At 46.0% G+C, this 18493-nt stretch carries 18 protein-coding genes; 14 read left to right on the top strand and 4 right to left on the bottom strand.

All coding sequences use genetic code 11. From position 1 onward, the window contains the following. Positions 1 to 217 precede the first annotated feature (217 nt). The 6 genes from VYM24_RS16080 (at position 218) to VYM24_RS16055 (ending at position 9076) form a co-directional block, all read left to right on the top strand. Complete coding sequence (locus VYM24_RS16080; RefSeq protein WP_291548324.1) at positions 218 to 1348, top strand: OmpA family protein; 1131 nt, start codon at positions 218 to 220, stop codon at positions 1346 to 1348. A gap of 443 nt (positions 1349 to 1791) precedes the next feature. Then, positions 1792 to 3120, top strand: a complete 1329-nt coding sequence (locus tag VYM24_RS16075; RefSeq protein ID WP_330940405.1) for an SWIM zinc finger family protein — start codon at positions 1792 to 1794, stop codon at positions 3118 to 3120. Then, positions 3107 to 4585, top strand: coding sequence for a DUF5691 domain-containing protein (locus VYM24_RS16070; protein ID WP_330940404.1), 1479 nt, complete (start codon positions 3107 to 3109; stop codon positions 4583 to 4585). The genes VYM24_RS16075 and VYM24_RS16070 overlap by 14 nt, the downstream gene beginning before the upstream one ends. A gap of 11 nt (positions 4586 to 4596) precedes the next feature. Next, positions 4597 to 5676 (top strand): ATP-binding protein, encoded by a 1080-nt coding sequence (locus tag VYM24_RS16065; RefSeq protein ID WP_291548320.1) that lies wholly within the window; start codon positions 4597 to 4599, stop codon positions 5674 to 5676. Between the two features lie 39 nt (positions 5677 to 5715). Continuing rightward, positions 5716 to 7935, top strand: a complete 2220-nt coding sequence (locus VYM24_RS16060; protein WP_330940403.1) for a DUF5682 family protein — start codon at positions 5716 to 5718, stop codon at positions 7933 to 7935. Positions 7936 to 7945: 10 nt separating this feature from the next. Continuing rightward, the gene (locus tag VYM24_RS16055; protein WP_291548316.1) at positions 7946 to 9076 is read left to right on the top strand and encodes a vWA domain-containing protein; all 1131 of its coding nucleotides are present in this window, start codon (positions 7946 to 7948) and stop codon (positions 9074 to 9076) included. Here the strand turns inward: VYM24_RS16055 and VYM24_RS16050 are convergent. Both VYM24_RS16050 and VYM24_RS16045 read right to left on the bottom strand, forming a co-directional pair. Further along, positions 9073 to 9969: a helix-turn-helix domain-containing protein gene (locus VYM24_RS16050; protein ID WP_291548314.1), complete on the bottom strand. Its 897-nt coding sequence runs from the start codon at positions 9967 to 9969 to the stop codon at positions 9073 to 9075. The two genes, VYM24_RS16055 and VYM24_RS16050, sit on opposite strands and share 4 nt — an antisense overlap. Continuing rightward, positions 9966 to 10874 (bottom strand): helix-turn-helix domain-containing protein, encoded by a 909-nt coding sequence (locus VYM24_RS16045; protein WP_291548312.1) that lies wholly within the window; start codon positions 10872 to 10874, stop codon positions 9966 to 9968. The genes VYM24_RS16050 and VYM24_RS16045 overlap by 4 nt, the downstream gene beginning before the upstream one ends. A gap of 191 nt (positions 10875 to 11065) precedes the next feature. On the opposite strand from VYM24_RS16045, the gene VYM24_RS16040 reads away from it, so the two are divergent. The 4 genes from VYM24_RS16040 to VYM24_RS16025 all read left to right on the top strand — a co-directional run bounded on the left by VYM24_RS16040 (position 11066) and on the right by VYM24_RS16025 (position 13991). Then, complete coding sequence (locus VYM24_RS16040; RefSeq protein WP_330940402.1) at positions 11066 to 12247, top strand: iron-containing alcohol dehydrogenase; 1182 nt, start codon at positions 11066 to 11068, stop codon at positions 12245 to 12247. Between the two features lie 98 nt (positions 12248 to 12345). Next, positions 12346 to 12960 carry a flavodoxin family protein gene (locus VYM24_RS16035; RefSeq protein WP_330940401.1) on the top strand — a complete coding sequence of 205 codons (615 nt, stop codon included), beginning with the start codon at positions 12346 to 12348 and terminating at the stop codon, positions 12958 to 12960. 246 nt (positions 12961 to 13206) lie between these two features. After that, positions 13207 to 13341, top strand: a complete 135-nt coding sequence (locus tag VYM24_RS16030) for a hypothetical protein (protein WP_291548307.1) — start codon at positions 13207 to 13209, stop codon at positions 13339 to 13341. Positions 13342 to 13364: 23 nt separating this feature from the next. Beyond that, positions 13365 to 13991, top strand: coding sequence for an MFS transporter (locus VYM24_RS16025; protein ID WP_330940400.1), 627 nt, complete (start codon positions 13365 to 13367; stop codon positions 13989 to 13991). A 274-nt stretch (positions 13992 to 14265) separates the two neighbouring features. On the opposite strand, the gene VYM24_RS16015 is transcribed toward VYM24_RS16025, so the two are convergent. Both VYM24_RS16015 and VYM24_RS16010 read right to left on the bottom strand, forming a co-directional pair. Beyond that, positions 14266 to 14460, bottom strand: a complete 195-nt coding sequence (locus VYM24_RS16015) for a transcriptional regulator (protein WP_291548303.1) — start codon at positions 14458 to 14460, stop codon at positions 14266 to 14268. A 17-nt stretch (positions 14461 to 14477) separates the two neighbouring features. Then, entirely contained in the window at positions 14478 to 14654 is a 177-nt protein-coding gene (locus VYM24_RS16010) for a hypothetical protein (RefSeq protein WP_291548302.1), read from the bottom strand. A gap of 190 nt (positions 14655 to 14844) precedes the next feature. Here VYM24_RS16010 and VYM24_RS16005 point away from each other — a divergent pair, with 190 nt between their 5' ends. Genes VYM24_RS16005 through VYM24_RS15990 form a run of 4 tightly spaced genes read left to right on the top strand, consistent with a single transcriptional unit; the run spans position 14845 to position 18477 of the window. Continuing rightward, positions 14845 to 15873, top strand: coding sequence for an alpha/beta hydrolase (locus tag VYM24_RS16005; protein ID WP_330940399.1), 1029 nt, complete (start codon positions 14845 to 14847; stop codon positions 15871 to 15873). Between the two features lie 13 nt (positions 15874 to 15886). After that, a complete protein-coding gene (locus VYM24_RS16000) occupies positions 15887 to 16414 on the top strand; it encodes a cyclophilin-like fold protein (protein ID WP_330940398.1) in 528 nt (175 codons plus the stop codon). A gap of 13 nt (positions 16415 to 16427) precedes the next feature. Then, complete coding sequence (locus VYM24_RS15995; RefSeq protein WP_330940397.1) at positions 16428 to 17327, top strand: DUF3737 family protein; 900 nt, start codon at positions 16428 to 16430, stop codon at positions 17325 to 17327. Next, positions 17311 to 18477 carry a MalY/PatB family protein gene (locus VYM24_RS15990; protein WP_330940396.1) on the top strand — a complete coding sequence of 389 codons (1167 nt, stop codon included), beginning with the start codon at positions 17311 to 17313 and terminating at the stop codon, positions 18475 to 18477. The genes VYM24_RS15995 and VYM24_RS15990 overlap by 17 nt, the downstream gene beginning before the upstream one ends. Positions 18478 to 18493 lie beyond the last annotated feature (16 nt).

Raw genomic sequence — 18493 nt, 5'->3', positions numbered from 1 at the left:
AAATTAAATTTTTAAAGAAAGAATCGCTGTTACGTTAATAAACGGGATTCGAGAAAGAGTAGATTATATGATTAATTAACTTAAAACTTAACAATGATCAAAGCAAACAAGAAATCTGCAACCTAATCCTCCCGCTTTATTCCTGAAAAGAGCAAACAAATAAACTACTTCAGGGCATATAATATTTTATTGTATCAACTATTAATGCATTTCAATTATGAAAAAATCAATTATTTTATCAGCATTTGTTTTAGCAGCATTGACTGCAAATGCCCAGACTACCGTACAAGGCAGTAAATTCACAGACAATTGGTCTATAGAACTAAAAACCGGTATGATAACTCCTGTGAGCCACAGCGCTTTCTTCAAGAACGCCCGCCCGGCTTTGGGAATTGAGTTTACCAAGCAACTGACCCCCGTTTTCGGACTGGGAGTTCAAGGCATGGGATATATAAACACCACGCATAGCAAGACAGCTTTTGATGCTTCAGACCTTAGCTTATTGGGTAAAGTCAACCTGATGAACCTGTTCGCAGGCTATACAGGTACTCCGCGCATATTCGAAGTAGAGGCCGTAGCCGGTGCGGGATGGCTGCACTACTACATGGACGGCCCTGGAGATGTGAATTCCTGGTCCAGCCGTTTCGGGATGAATTTTAACTTCAACCTCGGAGAAGCTAAAGCCTGGACGATAGGAGTCAAACCGGCACTGGTATATGATATGCAAGGCGAGCACAACCGTAGTCGGTTCAATGTGAACAATGCCGCCTTTGAACTAACGGCAGGTGTAGCTTACCACTTTGGTAACAGCAACGGAAGTCATCACTTCACTTTAGCGAAACTCTATGATCCGGCTGAAATAAGCGACCTGAACAATTCTATCAATAATCTTCGCTCACAAGTGAATGAGAAGAACGGTCAGATCAATGTCGACGCACAGAAGATCAGCGCACTGCAACAAGAAGTCAATAACTTACAGAACCGGGTAATTCCCGTTGAGACGGTAGTGGAAACCAGCCGCATTCCGGAATCCATCATTACTTTCAGACAAGGTAGATCTACAGTCGATGCCTCTCAGTTGCCAAATGTGGAACGTGTGGCTTCTTACATGAAGAAACACGCAAATACAACTGTTGTGATCAAAGGATACGCTTCACCGGAAGGCAGTGCCGAAGTCAATGCAAGAATAGCTAAAGCGCGTGCCGAAGCCGTAAAGACAATCTTAGTGAATAAGTATAAAATCAACCCGTCACGTATTACCGCCGAAGGTCAGGGAGTGGGTGACATGTTCACAGAACCGGACTGGAACCGGGTTAGTATCTGCTCTATTATTGAAGATGCCAAATAAACAAAATTAAAAATGGCCTACCTGTACTTAAACATAGGTAGGCCATTTTTTTATTCTATTATTTAAAGTATCCTACAGGATGATTCCGCTTTCCAGACTCCGGACGATTGATTCCGTTAGCCGCCACTGAAAGCACTAAACAAACTAACTATAGTTGTACTTTTCTCATAACTGTGGTATTTTAAAAGTTAAGAGGCAAATATACAAAAAAAGAATGAGAGGCTATGCAAGTTTCAAAATCCATACAAGTCGGTTTTATATATTACTCGCAGGTATGTGATACCTGTTGCCGCAAAGTTTCAGAATCTTTCCCGGCTTTAAGAATACGGATCAAATGATTTCCGGTAAAAACAGAAAACTCTTCTCTTCGAAAAATCTGAAAAACAGAAAAAAAGCATTATACTTGCAATCTAAAAACACACTAATAGCTGACTAAGATTATTATGTTATTAAATCTAACAGAAGAACAAATCATACAATTAGCCCCGGATGCCGCTTCTGTGAAGGCGGGAAAAGGCTTAGCGACAAAAGCCAAATGGGTATTGCTGGAACACAGTGACCGTGCCATCTGGGGACACTGCCAGGGAAGTGGGAAAACTCCATACCAGACCGTAGTTGATACAAAAAATGTTGCATTCAAATGTTCGTGCCCAAGCCGGAAGTTTCCATGTAAACACGGGTTGGGACTTTTATTTTTGTATGCCGCGCAAACTGATTTATTCAAAGAAGCAGACGAACCGGACTGGGTGACCGCCTGGCTTTCCAAACGGGAAGAGAAAGCGGAAAAGAAAGAGCAGAAAGCCAAAAGCGATGCTCCCGTAGATGAAGCTGCACAAGCCAAACGTCAGGCTATGCGCCACCAAAAGGTGCTGAACGGTATTGATGAACTGGAGATTTGGCTGAAAGACCTGCTACGCAACGGGTTAATCAATATACCGGAACGGGCTTATACTCTTTTCGACGGTATTGCCCGCCGGATGGTCGACGCCCAGGCTCCCGGACTTGCCAACCGGTTGAAAGCCATTCAGGAAACAAACTTCTACGAGGAAAGTTGGAAATACAAGTTAACCGACCAACTCGGAAAACTCTACCTCCTGATGAAGAGTTACCGGAACCTGGACCTGCAACCGGAAGAGTGGCAACAGGAAATCCGCACACAGATAGGTTATCCGCAAGCAAAAGAAGATGTGCTGGCGGGTGAAACAATTACCGACCAGTGGCTGGTACTCCATAAAAGAAGTCAGAAGATAAACGAGCTGAATAATGATATTTACTGGCTATACGGATGCCTGAATACTCGCTTCGCCATCTATCTCAGTTTCACAGCTCCCGGAACCTTGGCGGAATTCAATCTTGTTCCCGGCAGTAGCTACGACGGAAAACTCTGTTATTATAAAGGAGTAGGCAGTCTTCGAGCCTTATTCAAAGAATGTGAATTATCCGAAGAAGCGGTTACCCCGCATTTCTGTGCGAATCTGCAAGAAGCAACCGCCCGATACAGGGAAGCCCTGCAACAGAACCCATTTGCCGAAAATGTACCCGTATTAGTAGAAAATCTGCGACTGGCTGTTCAAGGGAAACAACTCTGTGTGCAGGATGCAAACAACGAACTGATGCCTGTGCAGATGCAGGACATCACCCGAACAGACATTCTGTCCGTCACGGGTGGAAAGCCGTTTGCTGCCTTCTTTCTGGCAGACGCCAATTGCTGGGAGCTAAATTCAATGTGGTATCAATCTGACTATTATATTTGGAGAGATGAACGTAACTGAACCAATCATTAATGCAGCTTTATTGGGAACCGCTACCAAAGAATTCATTCCGAACGGTTTACCGAAAACTCTGGAAGAAAACTTCCGACTGCTGCAAGAAAAGAGCGAAGATGCGGAAGATGCTTTCTATCAGTTTTCAGCCCTGACTTTCGCCTACAGCCGTGCCGGAATGGAACCATTACCTGCCGGAGAAGCTATCGCCATGAATGAAGCTCCGGATGACAGTCTACCCTATTTCGACCGGAATATCGGCGACCTGCTGATTCAGATGGTCAATGAACAGAACCGGCATCTTTTATTATATGCTTACCGGAAAGCTGTCCGGTGCAACAAGCTTATTCCGCCATTCTATCTGCGGACGTTAATCTCACATGCCTACGACCGCAATAATCCCGATAAGCACGAAGAGCAAGCACTGCTTTCTTCCTTAACAGGTAACCGTGGACGCTGGCTGCTTACCCATATGGGATTACCCGACTGGGGAGACACCAGAAACGAGACTTGGGAAACAGCCTCGCATGAAGAACGGAAACGGATGCTGCAACGCCTGAGAAAAGAGAACCCCGAACAGGGGCTTGCCTTGCTGCAAACCGAACTGAAAAATGAGTCCGCCGCCCACCGTGACGAACTGATACAATGCCTGCGCACCAATCTGAGTAAAGCGGATGAAAACTTCCTGCAAGAGATTGTCACTACCGACCGAAGCAGTAATGTAAAAGAAACCGCCCGCCGCCTGTTATGCAGTCTGCCCGACTCGGAACTGGTAAAAACATACTGTGACCTGCTGCGTGGAAAACTTCATTATAAGATGTTACTGGGCTGGTCATACGATAAAATCACCTTTACACCTGAGATGAAGAAATTGGGTTTGGAAGAGGTCAGTTCCAACAAGAAAGAAAAAGATGAAGAGTTTCTGCTCCGCCAGCTCGCTGAACGTGTACCGCTCAGTTTCTGGGCAGAGTTCTACGACTGTTCACCGGAGAAAGCCGCCACAAAACTGGCAAAGAAGCCACCATTCGGTTCCTACTTCAACTTATGCCAGCCAATAGAAAACTTCGGTGACAATCTGTGGGCGTATCAAACCCTGAAAGAAGATTCAAATGAAGCCTACGTCTCTTCGCTAATGGGATTACTGACACCGGAGCAACGGGAGGAAATCAACTTCCAGACGGACAGCAAGAGCAATTATATTCCCGAATCCTGGTATAATGCAGACGGGACGCAATGGGGAATAAAATTCTCCACACGAGCTTTACAAAGATTGTTCCATAGCAATTATTACTATTACCCGAAAGAAATGACAGAACGCCTGTCGCTATACTTTCCTCCGGAGATGTTGCCCAAAGTGGAACAACAGACAGTGGCATACGATGCCGACCATGCCATTGCCAAATTCTGCCGACTGACGGCGGAATATATGAGAATGAAAGAAAAAATAAACAGCTTGTTTAATGACAATAAATAATACAAAACAATATGAGTACCTTACTTAGACAACATGCCGAACAGCAATTCGCAGAAGAGCTGCACGAACTGAAAAAGAATGAAACGAACTCTGTTCCCGAAAATTGGGAAATGTCTCCGCAATCAGTAGTCACCTACCTGATGGGTGGCAAACTGAAGAACGGATTTGAAGTTTCACCTAAATATATAGGTAACCGCCGCCTGATGGAGATAGCAGTAGCTACCCTGGTAACAGACCGCGCATTGCTGCTATACGGACTTCCCGGTACGGCGAAAAGCTGGGTGAGCGAGCATATTGCTGCTGCCATTTCCGGTAACTCCACACTGATAGTGCAAGGTACTGCCGGAACAGGAGAAGAAGCCATCCGCTACGGTTGGAACTATGCCCGACTGCTGGCAGAAGGACCCAGTGAAGGTGCACTGGTGCAAACCCCAATTATGAAGGCTATGCAGGAAGGTAAGATAGGACGTATCGAAGAGTTGACACGTATCGGCTCTGACGTGCAGGATACTCTGATCACGATTCTTTCGGAGAAAACACTTCCGGTTCCGGAGTTGAATAAAGAAGTGCAGGCGATACGCGGTTTCAATATCATTGCAACAGCAAACAACCGCGACAAAGGAGTCAATGATCTGTCAAGCGCCTTGAAACGGCGTTTCAATACCGTTATTCTTCCTTTACCGGATACGATTGACGAAGAGATAGACATTGTACGCCGCCGCGTGGAAAGCTTTGAAAAGGTGATGCAACTTCCGGCAGAGAAACCGGCGCTTGAAGAAATCCGTCGTGTAGTAACCATTTTCCGTGAACTGCGGCAGGGAGCTACCAATGATGGAAAGACGAAGTTGAAAACACCCAGTGGTACATTAAGTACAGCCGAGGCTATCTCGGTGGTAAATAACGGCCTAGCCATGGCAGGTTATTTCGGAGACGGACAGATACATGCCGAAGACCTTGTTTCGGGCATTCTCGGAGCAGTGGTGAAAGACCCGGTACAGGATAAAGTGGTATGGCAGGAATATATGGAGACGGTAGTGAAGAACCGCGACGGATGGAAAGATATCTACCGTGCTTCAAGGGATATGATCTGATACCTCCCACTCCATCATACGAACTAAAAGATTAAAAGAATGGCAATTCACTTATTAGGAATAAGGCATCACGGTCCCGGTTCATGCCGGAACGTACTGGAATACCTGCAAGAGCTTCAGCCCGATCTCATCTTGTTGGAAGGTCCGGCAGAAGCCGAGACTCTGCTTCCATGCGTACTGAATGAGCAGATGGAACCACCCGTCGCCTTACTCGCCTATCAACCCGACCAGCCACAGAATGCGGTGTTCTATCCATTTGCCGAATTCTCTCCGGAATGGCAGACGATAGTTTACGCCCTGCGGAACGAAGTACCGTTACGCTTCTTCGATTTACCACTGGTACATTCGATGGCGCAAAATCAGGAACACCATAATACAACCGAAGAGCAACAGGAGGAGATTATCTCCACCGGATACAGAGATCCTTTCGACTATCTGGCAGAAGCGGCCGGATACACAGACGGGGAGTCATGGTGGGAAACTATCATTGAGCACCGCAAAGACAGTGCCGATGTATTTCAGGCTGTGAAAGAGGCCGTAACCGCATTGCGGGAGGAACTTCCCGAACACACCTCTCCCCGTGACCAGCTCCGCGAAGCCTGGATGCGTAAGATGATCCGCACGGCACAGAAAGAAAACTTCGAACGCATCGCCGTAGTCTGTGGTGCCTGGCATGTGCCCGCCCTCGAAAATATGCCTAAAGTAAAAGAAGATAACGAACTGCTGAAAGGACTGCCCAAAATAAAAATAGAATGTACCTGGATTCCCTGGACATACGACCGGCTTGCTTTCCGCAGCGGATACGGAGCCGGCATAGAATCTCCGGGCTGGTATCACTATCTTTGGCATCATCCGCAGGACGACGGTACACTCTGGATCAGCCAGGCTGCTTCCCTTTTCCGTAAAAAGAATATGGATATCTCCGTAGCCCATGTCATCGAAACTGTGAGTCTGGCACAGGTGACGGCCGCTTTACGCAATCTCCCCGCCCCTTCACTGGCTGAGTTTAATGAAGCCATCACCACCGTCATGGGCTTTGGCGATGATATCCTTTTGCAGATCATCAAGGAAGAACTTATCATCAGTAACCGTCTGGGGCGTGTTCCCGATGATGTTCCCAAAGTTCCCTTGCTGGTAGATGTGGAAAAGACTCAAAAACGGTTGCGCGTTCCATTTACAGCCGAAATCAAAGAGCTGACTCTCGACCTTCGTAAACCAAATGATCTGGATAGAAGTATCTTCTTCCATCGCCTGCACCTGCTCGACATAGATTGGGCAATTCCGGGCGGTACTGACGGTAAAGGTACTTTCAAAGAAAAATGGACACTCTACCACAAGCCGGAACAGATTATAAGCATCATCGAAAAGGCTATCTGGGGAAATACACTGGAAGAAGCAACGCAGAAATTTCTGCGCAAACAGACGAAAGAGATACGGCATATTCCGGAACTCACCCGGCTGCTCGACCGGGTAATCCCAGCTAATCTACCGGACTTAGTGGAAGCCATGACAGTGCAACTCGACCGCCTCTCGGCTGCTACTACTGATATCATCGAGATGATGGAGGCAGTACCCGATCTGGTAAATATCGTCCGTTATGGTAATGTCCGCAATCTGGATTTCTCAAAGGTAGGCGATATGCTCCAAGCTATGACTGCCCGTATCCTTGCAGGTGGAGTACTTGTTTGTATCAATATAGACGAAGAAGCCGCTACGGACATACTAAACAAACTGGTGTCTACGGATTACGCAGTTTCCACTCTCAATGATCCGGAGCTGAACAGGATGTGGCTGGAGTTTATCCGCCAAGTGCGTACATCCGTTAATGTACATCCGCTGTTGTCCGGCTATGCCACACGACTGCTGAACGACAAGGGAGACATTTCAGCCGAAGAAGCGCAGAATACCCTTAGTTATTATTCTTCCATCGGTAATGCTCCGGCAGATATGGCCTACTGGTTCGAAGGTTTCCTCCGTTCTTCCGGTTCCATTCTGTTGCTGGATGATAATTTGTGGAATCTGGTAAATAACTGGGTATGTTCGCAAGAAAAAGAAACCTTCATGGAACTGCTTCCCATACTGAAACGCACATTCAGCGAATTCAGTCCCGCAGAACGCCGGAAGTTGGGTGAGAAAGCCAAGGCGGGCGGTGCAGGCGGCATACAGACTGCAACAGCCTCAGCAACTTCACACAATGAAGAGGAAGCTATGAGGGTGATTCCCTTGATTCACCGGTTATTAGGATTTGAAACGAAGTAAAGAGAAAACAATGGAAGAAGAATATCTGAAAAGGTGGCGCCTGATACTGGGCGGAAACGAAGCCGACGGAACGGGTATCACACTGACACCGGAAGAGCAACGCATCGACCAGTCATTGGAAGCCGTATATGACAGCGACCGTCGCGGAGGACTCGGATCATCCGCCCCAAAAGTAAGCCGCTGGCTGGGAGATATCCGTGAGTTCTTTCCGCAGACTGTGGTACAGGTCATTCAGCGCGATGCCATCAAACGACTGAATATCACCTCACTGTTGACGGAAAAGGAAATGCTTGAAACGGTAGTGCCGGATGTGCATCTTGTGGCTACACTGATGTCACTCAGTCGGGTTATTCCTGAAAAGAATAAGGAAATGGCACGGCAGGTAGTCCGCAAAGTGGTGGACGAACTGCTACGCAAGCTCTCCGCTCCTACCCAACAGGCTGTGACGGGAGCGCTCAACCGTTCTGCACGGCGGAGAAATCCACGTTATAACGAGATAGACTGGAAGACCACCATCACCAAGAATTTGAAAAACTACCAACCGGAATACAAGACTATCATCCCGGAAGTCCGCATCGGTTACGGCAGAAAACGGAAAGCGATGAAAGATATCATTCTCTGTCTGGACCAGAGCGGTTCAATGGGGACATCCGTCATTTACTCCGGAATATTCGGATCTGTACTGGCTTCCATTCCGGCTGTGAACACGCGGATGGTGGTATTTGATACGGCTGTGGTAGACCTTACCGATGACTTGCAAGACCCGGTAGACTTACTCTTCGGTGTACAGTTGGGTGGCGGTACGGATATCACCCGCGCCCTGACCTATTGCCAGGGAGTAATCACCCGTCCGCAAGATACGGTGCTGGTACTGGTGACCGACTTGTACGAAGGGGGCGATCCGAGAGAGATGCGAAAGAAGTTTGTATCACTGGTGAATAGTGGCGTGCAACTTATCGTATTGCCCGCCCTGAATGATGACGGTGCTCCTTCTTATGACAAAAATCATGCAGAATTTCTGGCAAATATCGGTGTACCTACCTTTGCTTGTACGCCCGATAAGTTCCCCGACCTGATGGCGGCGGCACTCAGTAAGCAGGATATAGGAATGTGGGTATCCCAGAATGTCAAAAGCACTTAGTTTTGTGACAATCTATATTCGCAGGGAGATACCCCTACCAGTTTTCTGAACAGGTTGCTGAAATATTGTACGCTTGGATAGCACAATTTTTCAGCAACCGAACTTACCGTATAACCTTTGCCTAATAGCATCTCCTTAGCAACTTCCAGCCTTTTCAACTGGAAGTATTCATCCAGATTCTTCCCCGTTTCAAACTTCAATAAATCACTGAAATAACGGGGAGATAAATGGAGTATATCTGCGCAGTATTTAGCTGAGGGTAATACACCGTTTTTCAATTGTCCGGACTGGATATAGTCATCCAACGCAATATCCATCTTGTTCAATATCGCCTTATTGACTTCATTCCGAGTGATAAACTGACGGTCATAGAAACGGGAACAATAATCCAACAGAAGTTCTATATATCTTGAAATCAAGGTCTTACTATGACAATCTATTGCATGTTGCAATTCCTTCTCAATATTGCAGAAACATTCGATGGCCTTGTCCTTTTCGCGCAAGGAAAGGTGCAACGCTTCATTCAGATGATAAGAAAAGAAAGAGTAATTCTTAATGTTCCGCCCCAATGAAGTGCTGCAAAGCAAGTCGGGATGAAAAGCCAACAACCAGCCCTTTCGGGGAAATGCCTTTCCTTCGTTGATATTGACGGATTGTCCCGGAGTCAGGAAAATCATTGTTGCGTTGGAATAGTCGTAATACTTACGGCCGTAAATAAAATCCTCACATTCGCATTCCAACAGTAAGATGGTGTAGAAATCGAACTTGATAGTACGCTGCATCACATTGGCTTTAGATAAGTCAATGGCGCTCACCAACGGATGTAAGGTCTTATTTCCCAAACAGCAATTGCACTGGTGTACGGTCTCTATGTTCAATATATCCTTTTTCAAAACTGTACATTTTGCAGTCTATATTCATTGGGCGTACAGCCGACACGTTTTTTGAACAGGCGGCTGAGGTGTTGCGGATATTGAAACCCCAAAGTGTAAGCAATCTCGCTGATTGTCTCGTCCGTTTCAACGATATGTTCTTTAGCCAGTTCGATCACTTTCATCTGAATATGTTCCTGAGGCGTCATACCTGTTTCTTTCTTAATCATATCACCGAAATAATTGGGCGAGAGATAGATTTTATCCGCAAAGTATTTCACGGACGGCAAGCCATCCTGCACAGGAAGATTGCTTCTGAAATATTCATCCAGAAGTTGCTCAAACTTGGTAAGAGAGTCTTTATTGACGCCGCTCCGGGTGATGAACTGGCGATCATAGAACCGCATACAGTAATTGAGTAGAAGCTCGATATTCATAGCAATCAATGCTTTACTATGCTTATCGATAGGATGCTCCAGCTCGATGCTGATTTTTTTCAGGCAATCCATCACAGTTTCTTTTTCCTGATCGGACAGGTGCAAAGCCTCGCTTACTGAATAAGAGAAGAAAGTATAATCCTTTATTGTCTTTCCGAGGGAGGTTCCGCGAATCAGGTCAGGATGAAAGAGGACACCGTACACTTCTTGCTGCACTACATCATTCAGCATCTCTACTCCGGTAGTCTGACCGGGAGCAAAGCAAACGATGGTTCCTTCCTGATAGTCATAATGCTGGCGACCATACTTGATATCACAGTTCTTAGCTCCTTTCAGAAAGAGTGCATAGAGACCATAAGTCATTTGGATATGATTGACCGATTTGGTTGCTTTGGTAAGATCCACCACACTCACCAGAGGATGCAGGGTTTCCAGTCCGTAGAGACTGTTATAGTGATCTACATTATCTAATTTTATAACTCTATCCATATTCATAAGTATTTGAACCGCAACAAAGATAAGAATTATTTCAATTGAGAAATCAGGTATCTGTAATTGGGGTTATGAAATCTGTAATCCGGGTATCCTGCAATAGCATGAAGACAGCTACTTTTGCAGCATCCGATAGTTCCCTATGGAAAACTATCAAAACGATTACAAATTAAATAACTGGAAGACGTATGAATACAAGAATGAATTTTTCTTTTTACAACCCTACCCGCATCTTATTCGGTGCAGGCGAACTGAACAATCTGCACAAGCAGACAATGCCCGGCAAGAAAGCCCTGCTTTTGATTTCAAACGGCAAATCAACCAAAGTAAACGGTTCGCTCGGCCGTACAATCGAGCAATTGGAAAAAGCCGGCATCGAGTATACCATCTTCGACAAGATTATGGAGAACCCATATAAAAGCGTCATCATGGAAGGTGCCGCTTTTGCCAAAGAAAATGCCTGCGATTTTATTCTGGCTCTCGGAGGAGGTGCCGTACTCGATGCATCAGTCGCCATAGCGGCAATGGCAACGAATCCGGGTGACTTATGGGATTATGTTTTTGGCGGCACCGGCAAAGCAATGCCACTGAAAAATCCGGGATTGCCCATAGTTACCATTGCCACAACTTCAGGAACAGGCTCCGAAATCAACTGCTGGGGCGTTATCTCCAATCCCGACACGAATGAGAAAATCGGTTTCGGCGCACCAGAACTAACTCCCGTTCTTGCCATCGTAGACCCGGAACTGATGCGAACCGTTCCCGCCAAATACACGGCATACCAGGGATTTGATGCTTTGTTCCACAACACAGAGGTAATGATAAGCAGCGGTGTGAATATTCTGAGCGAAGCGATTGCATTGTCCGCCATCGAGAATATCACGAAATACCTGCCACGTGCAGTCAGAGACGGGAATGATATGGAAGCAAGAGAACGCGTCGCCTATGGCAGCACAATGGCAGGCATCACCATGCAACTGACAAGCACCACGGCCGAACATTCCATGGAACATTCCATGAGTGCCTATCATCATAATCTTCCTCACGGTGCAGGGCTGATTATGATTTCCAAAGCTTTCTATGAGTTCTTCATCGAACGTCATGCCTGCGACGAACAGTTCATCAAAATGGCAAAAGTAATGGGCATTGAAAATACCGACAAGCCGGAAGATTTCATCACGGCACTTGTCAAATTGCAAGAGGACTGCGGTGTAGCCGATTTGAAGATGAGCGATTACGGGTTCAAGAAAGAGGAATCCATGACGCTTGCCCGAGGTGCCCGCTCCATGCAGGGAGGATTATTCCTTGCCAATCCTTGCGAAATGACGGATGAAGACTGCGCAGGAATCTTCGATAAATCTTATCGTTGATTGATGGATGGGCGAACCTTATAAGTCATGCCAATGTTTTTAATATGAATATACGGTTCAGAGTCTGACGAATATAATTAATATCAAGAAGAAAAAAGATGAAAGTATTACTGATAAATGGAAGTCCCCGGAAAAACGGGAATACACATTTGGCTTTATCGGAGGTAGCAAAGGCGTTGAATGAAAACGGAGTAGAAACAGAAATCATTTCTATCGGAACAAAAGCCGTACAAGGTTGCATAGCCTGCAACCGATGTAGTGAACTGGGACGGTGTATTTTTAAAGACGAGTTGTACAACAACATCCGCCAAAAACTGGAAGAAGGTATTGACGGACTGGTAGTAGGCTCACCGACCTATTACGCCGGTCCCAATGGTTCGCTGTGCGCCCTGTTAGACCGTCTTTTCTATTCAAGCTCGGAGTTGATGGAGTACAAACCGGCTACGGCAATAGCTGTTTGCCGGAGAGGTGGAGCCAGTGCTACTCTTGACAGATTGAATAAATATTTCACAATAAACCATATGCCTGTCGTTTCTTCCCAATATTGGAATATTATTCATGGAATGATGCCGGGCGATGTCCTGCAAGATGCGGAAGGATTACAGACTATGCGAATGTTAGGCAGAAATATGGCCTGGTTATTGAAAAATACGGCTGACGGGCAGAAACACCCCGAAGCAGAAGCTTTTGTACAGACAAACTTTATCCGTTAATTGAAATCATAATGGAACCATTGAGTTCTCACAGAGAAGCGTAAACAGACTAAAACGATGTGTTTCCATAGTCTGTTTACGCTTTTATTTTTAGACTAAAAGAGGGTAATAGCTATCAATTTATTCTCCAGCATCCCATAATCTGTAATTCGGGTTATCACTCCCGTAATTTGTCTACCAAGATTTGTATGAGTTCTTCCGTACTTTGCAGTATAGAAATCAATGTATCAAAGAACCATATAATTTATGAGACAGACTAATAAATTGAAACCCGATTCGGGTGCTTTGCTCGTATTCATCCTTACCGCAGGAGTCTTCGGAATCATCAATACGGAAATGGGAGTGATTGGAATCCTCCCCCTGATAGCCGAGCATTTATAGCCACCCTTCTGTTCGTGCCCTCCATGCCTGTGAAAGAAAAGCTATCTTACGGTGCGCAACTCAATGTGCTGAAAAAGAAGATTATCTGGTATTCCATTATTGCTGTCACCCTGATAAACGGTGCTTTATTCGGATTCTTCAGTTATATGTCTGATTATCTGAGAACGGTTACGGAAGTTTCTTATAGTGTCATCAGCATCTTGCTACTGATATACGGGCTTGCCAATATTATCGGAAACGTCATTGCAGGAAAACAGTTAGCCACCAACCCAATACGCAGCATGATTTTCATCCCGTTCGCACTATTCACCTTTTATATATGTATATTCATTTTAGGGGAATGGCTTGCGGCCATGACTGTTATTATTCTGATTCTGGGTGTCCTGGCAGGATACGGGCAAAACACCATGCAGTATATGATAACCGAAGCTGCTCCCGAAGCTCCGGATTTCGCTAACGGTTTATTCCTATTATCTGCCAATCTGGGTACGACGGTGGGGGCAGCAGCCTGCGGAGCATTTATCACTTTCTTTGATACACGCTATTCCGTAATCGGGTCTTTGCTGTTTCTTGCGGCCAGCATAGTATTTGTTGTTCTGAGAATCCTGATATTAAAAACGGCGGATAACATATCCGCCGGGAGAAGATGAACGGAACAAATCATCCGTTCCTCACAATGTCCGTAAAGTCCGACCAGTCTTCTACTTTATAGCCTCTGATATCCCGTACGGATTTTCTGAACCAGTCTATCCGGGATAGAGCATTGATGGCCTTGTAAAGGTCTCCTAAATTTCCGTCTTGAGTGAGATAAGTGTTGTATCCAGTTGAAACCGTTCTTTCTCAATACCTCCTTTATTTCAAAGTAAGCACGGTTGTAGGGAGTTCCGTAATGCCTTTCGAGTTCGGAAATGGTCATATCAAAGCTTATGGCAAACATACTTCTTCGGTTTGAGGTTTAAACAAGTCTTGCTGTCCAAAGAATACGTCACCGTCCAACGTTTCAGCAGAAATAACCACTCCTACAAAAGGGTTGTTTTCTACTTCTATCACTCTGGCGGGAATCCATTCTGCCAACCTTGTCAGGTCAGGAGAAATAAGAACTTTATCTCCTACTTTCATAATCTAATCTTTTTTAGTTACGTGGAACAAAGATAATTCCTTTCTATTGATTTTCGATACAAAGGTAACCATTCTTCCTCTAATCTCCAACACAATCTCTCAAGTTCACGCTTCAACTCTTCAATCACATTCTGTCTGTAAAGCGACAATTCCATCATTGCGCCTACATCTTTCTCTTCATTTTCCGCATTCATAAGTTCATTATTTAAAAGAATCCCCTTCAAAAACGGACATACAATCCACAATGTTTGTGAAGGGTAATAAGATAATCTGTAATTCAGGTTATCATGTCCGTAATCTGTCTACAAACAGTATGCTGACTTCGCCGTACATTTGCATTGTAGAAAACAGAGAATCAATTTAATCACCAAAAACAAAGCGTATATGAAACGAATACTATCAGTAGCAGCGTCATTTTTAGTGACACTCGGCACAAGCCTCTCCCTCGCACAAACAGATGCGGACAACTTTTATAAAAGTACTCTTGTCAACATGGAGAAAGTATCCTTCTCCAACCAGTACAAAATGAAAGTGGCCGGAAACCTTTTCCTGCCCAAAGATATGAAAGCAGGAGAAACGTATCCTGCAATCATCGTCGGGCACCCGATGGGAGCAGTAAAGGAACAAAGTGCGAACCTCTATGCCACCAAGATGGCCGAACGCGGTTTCGTCACCCTCGCCATCGACCTGTCCTTCTGGGGAGGAAGTGAAGGAGAACCACGCAACAGCGTCTCCCCGGAGATTTATGCGGAAGACTTCAGTGCAGCAGTCGATTTCCTCGGTACACGCCCGTTCGTCAACCGCAACCGTATCGGTGTAATCGGTATCTGCGGCAGTGGAAGTTTCGCCATCAGTGCGGCAAAAATCGATCCTCGCCTGAAAGCCATTGCAACCATCAGCATGTATAATATGGGTACAGCAAGCCGCAACGGACTGAAACACGCACTGACCCTGGAACAAAGGAAACAAATCATTGCCGAAGCCGCCGAACAACGCTATGTAGAATTTCTGGGTGGAGAAACGAAATATACTGGCGGCACCGCACACGAACTGACGCCTAACTCCTCTCCTATTGAACGCGAGTTTTATGAATTCTACCGTACCGGACGCGGAGAATTCACCCCCGAAGGTGCAACGCCCCTGACCACCACACACCCCACCCTGGCAAGCAACACGAAGTTCATGAACTTCTATCCGTTTGCCGATATCGAGACCATCTCACCGCGCCCCATGCTCTTCATCACCGGAGAGAATGCACACTCACGCGAATTCAGCGAAGATGCCTACAGCAAGGCTGCCGAACCCAAGGAATTATACATCGTGCCCGGTGCAGGCCATGTGGACCTTTACGACCGGGTCAGCCTCATCCCTTTCGATAAACTGGATTCTTTCTTTAAGGAATACCTGAAATAATACCGTGAAGATTATGAAATATTATTTAGTACTCATTTTTATGACGTTGACATTGTCCGTTTGGGGCACATCATGCAGCGACGATGCTCCTATACCCGAAACAGGGCAACAGATACCTCCGGGAAGTACGGACGATGATGATCCCTCGGTTAATCCCGGTAATGACGATGATGATGACGATAACCCTATGAGCAACAATCTAAAAATAACAGTCGGCCCCGCCTCATTCACCGCCACACTGGAAAACAATGCGGCGGCAACAGCCTTCAAGGCATTACTGCCTATGACCCTAAACATGTCCGAACTGAACGGCAATGAAAAGTACTTCTACCTATCGGGAAACCTGCCTACCGCATCTTCCAACCCGGGAACCATCCGCACGGGCGACCTGATGCTTTACGGCGGCTCCTGTCTGGTACTTTTCTATGAGACTTTTTCAACATCCTACAGCTACACTCGCCTGGGGCGTGTAAATAACCCTTCGGGACTGGCATCCGCCCTCGGTTCGGGCAGTGTAACTATAACATTCGAACTACAATAAAAACAAAGAAATTATGGAAATTATCAAAAACAAAGAATTCGGAGGCGAACGCCCCCTGTTTGCCACTCACGACCTCCAACTGGAAAATGTAACCATCCATACAGGCGAGTCCGCACTGAAAGAATGCAGCAACATCATAGCAGTGAACTGCCGTTTCGAAGGGAAATACCCGTACTGGCACAACAATGGCTTCACCATAAAGAACTGTTTCTTTACAGAAGGTGCCCGTGCCGCACTTTGGTACTCGCAGAATGTACAAATGATGGATACCGTAGTGGAAGCACCGAAGATGTTCCGAGAAATGGACGGGATAAAGCTGGAAAACGTGCAACTTCCCAATGCGTTGGAAACCCTTTGGTTCTGCCGCAATGTAGAACTCAGAAACGTACAGATTGACAAAGCCGATTACCTGTTCATACACGGTGAGAACATACGCATCGAAAATTACAGCCAGAACGGCAATTACTCATTCCAGTATTGCAAGAACGTAGAAATCCGCAATGCCATCATCAACTCCAAAGACGCTTTTTGGAATACGGAAAACGTAACGGTATACGATTCCGAACTGAATGGTGAATACCTGGGCTGGCATTCCAGAAACCTACGTCTGGTGAACTGCAAAATTTCAGGTACGCAACCACTCTGTTATGCCCACGACCTGATTATGGAAAACTGCACAATGGCCGATGATGCCGACCTTGCATTTGAATACAGCAGTCTCCAGGCCACCATCAAAGGTCCGGTTCACAGCATAAAGAACCCACGCACGGGAAGCATCACGGCCGAAAGTTACGGAGCCGTCATCATAGATGAGAATATAAAGGCCCCCGGCAACTGCAAACTGAAACTTTGGGACGACCGGACCTGTTTTGACGAAACGCAAGAAGAGATGCAATATGCAGCACAACTTTGATGAAATCATTCCACGCCGGGGCACGAATTCTTATAAATGGGATTCTGCCACGGACCCGAATGTATTGCCGATGTGGGTAGCCGATATGGATTTCCACACAGCACCTGCCGTAACGGAAGCGTTGAAGAAGCGAGTGGAGCATGGCATCTTCGGATACGTCCGTGTACCCGATGCTTACTACAATGCAACGATCAACTGGTTCAAAAGACGTCACGACTGGAGAATAGAAAAAGAGTGGATTATCTATACCTCCGGAGTAGTACCGGCGCTGTCGGCAATCATAAAAGCCCTGACCGGCCCCGGCGACAAAGTCCTGGTACAGACTCCGGTGTATAATTGCTTCTTTTCGTCCATACGCAACAACGGGTGTGAAATCGTTTCCAATCCGCTGATTTATGAGAACGAAACTTACCGGATTGATTTCGATGACTTGGAGAAAAAGGCTGCCGATACAAACGTCAGACTCCTGCTATTGTGCAACCCTCACAATCCCGCCGGAAGAGTATGGAGCCGGGAGGAACTGGTACGCATCGGTGAGATTTGCCTCCGGAATCATGTAACGGTAGTAGCGGATGAAATTCATTGTGAACTGGTTTTTCCGGGATATACCTATACGCCTTTCGCCTCCATATCGCAGGAGTTCCTGATGAATTCCGTCACTTGCATTTCCCCCAGCAAAGCATTCAATCTGGCAGGAGCCCAGATTGCCAACATTGTGTCCGCTGATGCCGAAGTACGCAAAAAGATAGACAAAGCCATCAATATAAACGAAGTCTGCGATGTAAATCCATTCGGAGTGGAAGCTTTGATAGCCGCCTATAATGAAGGGGAAGAATGGTTGGAAGAACTGAAAAGGTACTTGTTCGATAACTATAACTACCTGAGAAGTTTCTTCACCGAATATCTGCCGGAGCTTCCCGTAACGAAGCTGGAAGGTACTTATCTGGTATGGGTGGATTGTTCTGCATTAAAACGTACTTCTGAAAATATAGTGACCTCGCTATTGGAACAAGAAAAGCTCTGGCTGAACGAAGGCAGCATGTACGGAGATGCCGGAGAAGGCTTTGTACGTATCAATATAGCCTGTCCGCGTCAGGTATTGACAGAGGGTTTAGAAAGGTTTAGGCGATGGAAGAACCGAAATTATTAGTAACTTCGCAAAACTT

It is taken from the genome of Bacteroides sp. MSB163 (genome assembly GCF_036416795.1).
Classification (GTDB): Bacteria; Bacteroidota; Bacteroidia; order Bacteroidales; family Bacteroidaceae; genus Bacteroides; species Bacteroides maternus.
The sequence above is the reverse complement of the archived record's forward strand: the minus strand, read 5'-3'. Positions and strand labels throughout refer to the sequence as shown.

What these genes read in the sequence shown, in the direction of transcription:
- VYM24_RS16080 (WP_291548324.1), top strand. Translation starts at nt 218, where the DNA reads ATGAAAAAATCAATTATTTTATCAGCATTTGTTTTAGCAGCATTGACT.
- VYM24_RS16075 (WP_330940405.1), top strand. Translation starts at nt 1,792, where the DNA reads ATGTTATTAAATCTAACAGAAGAACAAATCATACAATTAGCCCCGGAT.
- VYM24_RS16070 (WP_330940404.1), top strand. Translation starts at nt 3,107, where the DNA reads ATGAACGTAACTGAACCAATCATTAATGCAGCTTTATTGGGAACCGCT.
- VYM24_RS16065 (WP_291548320.1), top strand. Translation starts at nt 4,597, where the DNA reads ATGAGTACCTTACTTAGACAACATGCCGAACAGCAATTCGCAGAAGAG.
- VYM24_RS16060 (WP_330940403.1), top strand. Translation starts at nt 5,716, where the DNA reads ATGGCAATTCACTTATTAGGAATAAGGCATCACGGTCCCGGTTCATGC.
- VYM24_RS16055 (WP_291548316.1), top strand. Translation starts at nt 7,946, where the DNA reads ATGGAAGAAGAATATCTGAAAAGGTGGCGCCTGATACTGGGCGGAAAC.
- VYM24_RS16045 (WP_291548312.1), bottom strand. Translation starts at nt 10,874, where the DNA reads ATGGATAGAGTTATAAAATTAGATAATGTAGATCACTATAACAGTCTC.
- VYM24_RS16040 (WP_330940402.1), top strand. Translation starts at nt 11,066, where the DNA reads ATGAATACAAGAATGAATTTTTCTTTTTACAACCCTACCCGCATCTTA.
- VYM24_RS16035 (WP_330940401.1), top strand. Translation starts at nt 12,346, where the DNA reads ATGAAAGTATTACTGATAAATGGAAGTCCCCGGAAAAACGGGAATACA.
- VYM24_RS16030 (WP_291548307.1), top strand. Translation starts at nt 13,207, where the DNA reads ATGAGACAGACTAATAAATTGAAACCCGATTCGGGTGCTTTGCTCGTA.
- VYM24_RS16025 (WP_330940400.1), top strand. Translation starts at nt 13,365, where the DNA reads ATGCCTGTGAAAGAAAAGCTATCTTACGGTGCGCAACTCAATGTGCTG.
- VYM24_RS16015 (WP_291548303.1), bottom strand. Translation starts at nt 14,460, where the DNA reads ATGAAAGTAGGAGATAAAGTTCTTATTTCTCCTGACCTGACAAGGTTG.
- VYM24_RS16010 (WP_291548302.1), bottom strand. Translation starts at nt 14,654, where the DNA reads ATGAATGCGGAAAATGAAGAGAAAGATGTAGGCGCAATGATGGAATTG.
- VYM24_RS16005 (WP_330940399.1), top strand. Translation starts at nt 14,845, where the DNA reads ATGAAACGAATACTATCAGTAGCAGCGTCATTTTTAGTGACACTCGGC.
- VYM24_RS16000 (WP_330940398.1), top strand. Translation starts at nt 15,887, where the DNA reads ATGAAATATTATTTAGTACTCATTTTTATGACGTTGACATTGTCCGTT.
- VYM24_RS15995 (WP_330940397.1), top strand. Translation starts at nt 16,428, where the DNA reads ATGGAAATTATCAAAAACAAAGAATTCGGAGGCGAACGCCCCCTGTTT.
- VYM24_RS15990 (WP_330940396.1), top strand. Translation starts at nt 17,311, where the DNA reads ATGCAGCACAACTTTGATGAAATCATTCCACGCCGGGGCACGAATTCT.